Below are 6536 nucleotides of genomic sequence, written 5' to 3'. Positions count from 1 at the left end.
AACGAAGCCATCATTTAGTTGATGCAACTCAGATAACATTATTGATTAACTTGAATTTTCATTGATCCATACGTAACTAATGGATGATTGCCTTAATATCTGGCTCGCTACGGCGTTCCCAAGCGTTCGGAAGATCTTCAGCGCTTTGCCGGCGTCGCTTTCTGCGGCAAACAGCGCGATCACGTCGAATATTTGGAATATCGAGGCGAAAAGGTTCACTTTTCCTGGAAGAGCGTGATCCGGTTCAACAACATTCTCTCGGTTAAGGCAGTGATCATCAAGGGCGGCGGGATTGCGCTCGACATTCCCCTTCACCACTGTTACGAAGAGCTCATGAACGGCACGCTCGTGCCGGTCTTCAAGACTTGGCATCCGCCGGTTTTGCAGAACTACGTCGCCGTCACGCGAGCCGCATCCCGTCTGAAGCGCATGCAGCTCTTTATCGAGTGGTACCTGAAGCAGAGGCAGGCCTTTGATGAAGAGCAGCGCATCGCCATCCACAAGCGATTCGGTATCACCTTCAACTTATAGCCATGAAGCCTCCTTCGACTTGTGCTGAGGGAGACTTCACATATTGGTAGTTATGCAACGAGGGCGAGGATGATTCCTCTTGGCCTCGTCAAATATTGTCTGGCAGACGCTCGGCGTTATGACACCATCACCCCGAAATCCCGTTGCAACCGCTGAATCATTTCTCCCTCAATTTATCGACGTCGACGGATATACCAGTCGACGAAGGTCGTGACGCGCTTTAACGTGGCAGATTCCTCTGTGGTGCCGATGTAATTTTCCAAGTTGGGTACGTGCCAGCCGTTGAGAATCGGTACTAGATTTCCCTTCAAGATATCCTGATACCCGTGGATGCGGCTTTCGGGGCAGAATTCCTGATGATCCGGCTCAAAGCTTTGAAGCATCGTCGGGCTTTCTCCAGGATTTACACTCGCTTTTTCTTCTGAGACGGGTAATATGCGGGGCGCGGCATCAGACCGTCAGAAATAAGCACGCAGGATACAAGGAGAAAAAGCATGGCCCTCAAGAAAATCATCAAGGTCGAGGATCCCGACGACATCAGCTCCGGCTACGCCGGGAAAGTCATGGAATCGGTGAAGTTTGCCGCCCTCATCGCGAGCTTCACGGGCTTTGTGATCGGCATCGTTCTGAAGACGAGGCTCACGGAATTCGGCTCCGCCTCCTGGGGCGCGGACGCCTTTACGCTGGCGCTCTTCTTCATCGTTCTCTTCCTCGGTCTCTGGTTCACTGTGAAGGATCTCCCGGTGCTTTGCCGCGAGAAGGCGAACTTCAAAAATGCTGAGAATGTGGCTGATGTCACGGTGGCGGGCTTCGTCTTCATCCAGTATGCGGTCTCCTTCAGCTTCTGCTTCTTCTTTGCAGTGACGGTGGACGCTGCTACGAATCTCATCAATCCGCTCTTCGCGGGCGACTACATGCTCGACTTCCCGGCTGCAGTCTTCTTCTTCTACGGCGTCGTGCCCGCGGTGATCGTGAATCTCATTGCCGCCGCCGTCATGCGCTCGCAGATCAGAAAGAAGCTCCCGCAGGATTGAATTTCAACTGATCACTGAAAAGAAGCCGCCGGCGACCTTTGATGAGTCCCGGCGGCTTTTTAAATTGAGGAGAAGCCCTCCCGGGCTTTCTTCAAATCGTTATTTGGCCTGAGCCTTGGCTTCGCGCGCGGCATGGCGGTCGCGAAGGATGCCGATCACGTCGGCAAGCTCAAGGTCCTGATCCTGGAGCAGAACGAGGAGGTGGTAAACAAGGTCCGCGGCTTCGTTCTTCAGCTCCTCGCGGTCGTGAACGGTTGCGGCAAGCGCGGTTTCAACGCCTTCCTCGCCCACCTTCTGGGCAATGCGCTTCGTGCCGCGGGCATAGAGGCTCGCGGTGTACGAGGTCGCCGGATCGGCCGTGCGGCGGGATCCGAGAAGAAGCTCAAGGTCGCGCAGGAACTGCCACTTGGGCTCGAGGCTGCCGAAGCAGCTCGTCGTGCCGAGGTGGCAGGTGGGACCGTCCGCATTGACGAGAACGAGAAGCGTGTCGTTGTCGCAGTCCGTGCCGATGTCGACGAGGTGGAGGAAGTTCCCGGAGGTTTCGCCCTTCGTCCAGAGACGGTTCTTCGTGCGCGAGAAGAAGGTGACCTTCTTTGTTTCAAGGGTTTGCTTAAGCGCTTCCTTATTCATGTAGCCCAGCATGAGAACGCGTCCGGAGACGGCGTCCTGCACGATAGCGGGAATAAGTCCGCCCGTTTTTTCCCAGTCAAGCTTTGCCTGTGTTTCTTCAGTCAGCATGTTCTAACCTCAATTCCATTGTCGGCGAGATAGCGTTTGAGGTCGCCGATATCAATGATTTTTTTATGGAAAACTGATGCGGCGAGTGCGCCGTCGACATGGGCGAGGCGGAAGGCATCGAGGAAATGCTCCATGGTGCCCGCGCCCCCGCTCGCAATGAGAGGCACTTTAGAGACGCTTCTCACGAGCTTCAACTGCTCGATGTCGTAGCCCTTGCGCACGCCGTCCTGATTCATCATGTTGAGAACGATTTCGCCCGCGCCGCGCTTCTGCACTTCCTCAACCCAGCGAAGCGTCTCCCACTCGGTCTTGCGGGTGCGCTTTTCGTCGCCCGTGAATTGGTTGACCCAGTATTTGCCCGTCGCTTCATCGTGCCAGGTGTCGATCCCGACCACGACGCACTGGACGCCGAAGCGGTCGGCAAGGCGCGTGATGAGCGTGGGATCGGAGAGCGCAGGGGAGTTGATGGAAATCTTGTCGGCACCGAAGGTGAGAAGGCGCCCGGCGTCCTCAACCGACTTGATGCCTCCTGCAACGCAGAAAGGAATGTCGATCGCTTCCGCGACGCGTGAAATCCAGCTCTTGTCGACGACGCGGCCGTCCGACGAGGCGGTGATGTCGTAGAAGACGAGTTCGTCGGCGCCTTCCTCGGCATAGCGTTTGGCAAGCGGCACGATGTCGCCGATGATTTCATGACCGCGGAACTGCACGCCCTTGACGACCTGTCCGTTTCGGACGTCGAGGCAGGGAATGATGCGTTTGGCGAGCATGGGTCCTCCTTCTGAAGGGAAGCGTGGGTGCGGCATGAATGGATGGCGCGCGGAATTCTCAGCGCGAAATTCAAGCTTATCGTACGGGAAAACGTGATGCTCGCCGAAATCGGGAAAAGGCTATGGAGAAATTGCTTAAGAGAAGCCGGGTGGCGATGAAAAAGAGCGATAAAGCCGGGCCCGGGTTCTCAAAAGAGAAGTCCCCGGAAAGCTCAGGCGGCTTTCCGGGGACCCTTCAGGCGATGACGATTCTCAGATCAGAATCTTCGGGTTTCTCAATCAAAGAGGTAGCTCGCGTAGAGCGACGCCGCCACGCCTTCCGTCCGGCCGATGTAGCCCTTGAGGCTGCCGTCGAACGTCCAGCGGCTGTCTTCGGAGGGATTGATCTTGATGCCGATTTCGCCGACTCCGGTGCTGCCCTTAAGGCTGTCTTCGGCGAGCTCAAGCCCTTCAGCGCGGCCGCGGACCCTGGAATCAAATTCGTATTCCCAGGCGGCGCCGATGTAGGGAACCATGCCTCTGCGGCCCGTATAGTTGAGGCGGAGTCCGAGGTGCGTGCGGTGACTCTCGAAATCATCGATCTCATAGCGGTCGCACGCGATCCGGTCGTTGAAGCCTTCGAGCGTGAGCGCACGGTAGCGCGCCGCAAAATCGAGGCGCGTCGACTCGTTCATGTCCCACTCGTAGCCCGCTTCGAGACCGTAGCTCCAGTAGGTGCGGTTCTCGTCGTATCCGACATAGCCGGTGCCGGCGTCGTAGACGAGGCCCTTATAGTTCGAAGAGGCTTTGCCGATGCGAGCCACGGTCTGCGTGCCATAGAAGACTTTTCCCCCAATCTCGTTCTGCTCGATGTCATGATGCCTGGTGTGGACGGCTTCACCACGCTTGCTCAGATCCGAACTAAATCTGACATTCCCGTCATCATGCTCACGGCCCGCGACCAAATCGAAGACAAGGTGAAAGGGTTCGAACTTGGCGCAGACGACTAACTGCCAAAGCCCTTTGCGCTCGAAGAATTGTTCGGGCGCGTCAAGGCTGTATTGAGAAGAGCTAAACCCTCGACAGACATTGGTGTGAACAAGCTCTCCCAGCTCGTCAATGGGCCCCTGGTTCTCGATCAAGCGGATCTCACGGCCATGGTTGACTCACGCCCGATTCATCTTACCGGCACTGAATTCAAAGTCCTTGCCACGCTGATGCGCCACAAGGACAAGGTGCTCTCCCATGAATATTTGCTCCGAACCGTTTGGGGGCCGGAATATGTCGGCGAAACACATTACGTCAGAGTCGTGATCGCGCGCCTTCGTCAGAAGCTCAAAGAGGTTGGATTCAACGCAGAGCTGATCCGCGCCGTATCCGGCATCGGATATGTGATGGAGACCGCAGTCGCAAAAGGCGAGCCCATTTCCTAAGTTGGTTCGACTTACGGCAGTACGGAGGATTGTGGCGTCTAACCCTATAAACGAATGCCGCCTGATGGGCTCTGCACCACGAGTACTCCCATGAGACGGCATTCACAATCAAGCGCCCGGTGATACCTGCGGTGGTGCCCGGTAGCAGCCGACCAGCAACTCGATCGCCTTTCTCATATCCTAAGCCTTTACGCAGAGGGATGCAAGGAAAAACCGAGGCCAGTGCAAGATCCGCAAGAGGAGGAAGAATCGCCTATTGACGGCGATGGCGCGAAGTAGTCGGGCGCAGAGCTCAAACGCCGATGCATCGAAAAAGGCCGCTGCACGAACGCCGTGCGCGGCCTTTCGCGTCATGAATGACTCGAAACCTAGGGGGTTACTTCACAATGCGGACGACGTCAAAACCGCCCTTCTTTTCGCCGTCGATCTCGCCGAAGAGCCAAAGATCGGTTCGAACATCGGCAAAGCCGTATTTGACGGCCTTGTCCGAAGCGAAGGTCAAGACGAGGTCCTTGACGCCGTCGCCGTTGACGTCCTTCACCGTCATCTTCTCAGCTGTGGCGCGATCCTTATAAAGATCGACATCCGGATTCGGATAGGTCACGCCGAAGATGAAGCTCTCCTTTTTGGCCTTCGTAACGTCGAGGTCCTTGTTCCCGAAGACGACAACGTCAACCGTTCCCTTCTTGGAGAGGGACAGACTGTCGGCCAGAATCTGCACGTCGAGCGGCTTCATGTCGTGGAATTCGTTTTCCAGCAACGAAACTGAGGTGTTGTAGGCGACAGCGCCGTATTGATGCAGGAAGGCTTCTGCCTTGCTCGGGGAGACAGCCTTTTCAAGATAAGCCGCGGTCTTGAGAACAGCATCGCCTTCCTTGACCCATTTGGCCTGCTGTTCGGCTACGGCCTCATGTAGATCCTTCTGCTGTTCCGCATCCAGATAGTCGACCAGATTTTGAGCGGTAAGGGCCGCATAAAGACCAAAGTCAGGCTTGAAGTCGAAGCGATCCGGCGCCGCATGGAAATGTTCTGCTGTCGCCACTTCTGGCGTCATGAAGGCCTGCGCTGCACTCGGTTTTGCCAGCGGGAAGAACGGGACGTAGGGCATCTGGCACGGCCGACCGGCGGTGCGCCATCCGCGCGTGAACAGCGGATTCGGGTTCATTTCATAGACTACCGATTCAAAAGTGCCGATGTTGCAGATATCGCGCATGGATTGATGGAAGAAGCCTGAGGTCCTCTCCTCACGCTTCCAATGACCCGAGAGAATCTTCTGCACGTCGGCCACACCGAGCTTCTGCGTCGGCTTGATCGAGTAGGGGAACGCTTCCTGATCCGTCGTCTCCTTGCCCATCAACAGCTCCCAAGCGGTCCTTGTTCCAGTCGGCGGCACGCCGTGACACGGGCTGATAGGCCTTTCGGAACGAAAAGTCGGAGTAATCCCCTGCCTTGGCGGGCTTGTACTTCCCGGTCTTGATCGCATGCTCGATGAGATCGGGGGACATAATGACGTCCTTGGAATTGACGTCCACCTTGTCGAAAGCGAAGGCATTCGCGATGTAGGTCACTTCATCGTCTTGGATCTTGCGAGCGATGTAGCGATGGCCCTTGAGGAGCATGATCTGCCAGGTTTCATTCCGATCGGCAACGGTGTAGGTGCGACCGCCGGACGTGTAGCCATATTTGGTCACTAGGCCAATGGCGACGTCAACGGCTTCTCGAGCCGTCTTGGCGCGCTCGGCCATCAGACGACGAATGCCGTAGCCAACGCCGCCGTCAACAACCGGATTCTCTTCCTCGAACGTTTCGTTGCAGTTGTTGGAAACAATCGCAAGGCCGTGCTCGTTCACAAAGCCGTCCGAGAAGGAATAGCCGGCCGGATGCAAAGTCTGAGTCCAGTAATAGCCGTAAGTATGCTCGACCTGCGGAATCTTGGCGGCCGTGGGTTCGTACCATTAGATGTCATACTAACTTTCGCCACCCCTTCAACCTTTCATGGAGTGGCAAAACATGCGATATTCGCAGGAGTTCAAAGACAACGTCGTAGCGCG

Annotated in this window: 9 protein-coding genes; 4 read left to right on the top strand and 5 right to left on the bottom strand. The window is 56.2% G+C overall.

All coding sequences use genetic code 11. From position 1 onward, the window contains the following. Positions 1-99 precede the first annotated feature (99 nt). Together GBM95_RS10640 and GBM95_RS10635 are read left to right on the top strand one after the other, a co-directional pair. Positions 100-531: a LysR substrate-binding domain-containing protein gene (locus GBM95_RS10640; RefSeq protein ID WP_226963287.1), complete on the top strand. Its 432-nt coding sequence runs from the start codon at positions 100-102 to the stop codon at positions 529-531. Positions 532-1025: 494 nt separating this feature from the next. Beyond that, positions 1026-1565 carry a hypothetical protein gene (locus GBM95_RS10635; RefSeq protein WP_152159071.1) on the top strand — a complete coding sequence of 180 codons (540 nt, stop codon included), beginning with the start codon at positions 1026-1028 and terminating at the stop codon, positions 1563-1565. A gap of 99 nt (positions 1566-1664) precedes the next feature. Here GBM95_RS10635 and hisIE read toward each other — a convergent pair whose 3' ends face one another. The 3 genes from hisIE to GBM95_RS12790 all read right to left on the bottom strand — a co-directional run bounded on the left by hisIE (position 1665) and on the right by GBM95_RS12790 (position 3876). After that, entirely contained in the window at positions 1665-2303 is a 639-nt protein-coding gene (gene hisIE, locus GBM95_RS10630; RefSeq protein WP_152159070.1) for a bifunctional phosphoribosyl-AMP cyclohydrolase/phosphoribosyl-ATP diphosphatase HisIE, read from the bottom strand. Next, positions 2297-3073 carry an imidazole glycerol phosphate synthase subunit HisF gene (gene hisF, locus GBM95_RS10625; RefSeq protein ID WP_152159069.1) on the bottom strand — a complete coding sequence of 259 codons (777 nt, stop codon included), beginning with the start codon at positions 3071-3073 and terminating at the stop codon, positions 2297-2299. Before hisF ends, hisIE begins: the two co-directional genes overlap by 7 nt. A 275-nt stretch (positions 3074-3348) precedes the next feature. Next, complete coding sequence (locus GBM95_RS12790) at positions 3349-3876, bottom strand: autotransporter domain-containing protein (RefSeq protein WP_226963285.1); 528 nt, start codon at positions 3874-3876, stop codon at positions 3349-3351. Between GBM95_RS12790 and GBM95_RS12785 the strand changes: the two genes are divergently transcribed. Both GBM95_RS12785 and GBM95_RS10615 read left to right on the top strand, forming a co-directional pair. Further along, positions 3811-4062, top strand: a complete 252-nt coding sequence (locus tag GBM95_RS12785; RefSeq protein ID WP_226963286.1) for a response regulator — start codon at positions 3811-3813, stop codon at positions 4060-4062. The two genes, GBM95_RS12790 and GBM95_RS12785, sit on opposite strands and share 66 nt — an antisense overlap. 84 nt (positions 4063-4146) lie before the next feature. Beyond that, entirely contained in the window at positions 4147-4485 is a 339-nt protein-coding gene (locus GBM95_RS10615; protein ID WP_193222673.1) for a winged helix-turn-helix domain-containing protein, read from the top strand. A 376-nt stretch (positions 4486-4861) separates the two neighbouring features. Here GBM95_RS10615 and GBM95_RS10610 read toward each other — a convergent pair whose 3' ends face one another. Further along, positions 4862-5839, bottom strand: a complete 978-nt coding sequence (locus GBM95_RS10610; RefSeq protein WP_152159066.1) for a peptidase C69 family protein — start codon at positions 5837-5839, stop codon at positions 4862-4864. Next, positions 5730-6371 carry a C69 family dipeptidase gene (locus GBM95_RS10605; RefSeq protein ID WP_193222672.1) on the bottom strand — a complete coding sequence of 214 codons (642 nt, stop codon included), beginning with the start codon at positions 6369-6371 and terminating at the stop codon, positions 5730-5732. The genes GBM95_RS10610 and GBM95_RS10605 overlap by 110 nt, the downstream gene beginning before the upstream one ends. Between the last annotated feature and the right edge of the window lie 165 nt (positions 6372-6536).

The organism is Sutterella seckii, from assembly GCF_009183815.1.
In the GTDB taxonomy this organism is placed as follows: Bacteria; Pseudomonadota; Gammaproteobacteria; order Burkholderiales; family Burkholderiaceae_F; genus Sutterella; species Sutterella seckii.
This window is presented reverse-complemented; position numbering and strand designations above follow the sequence as displayed.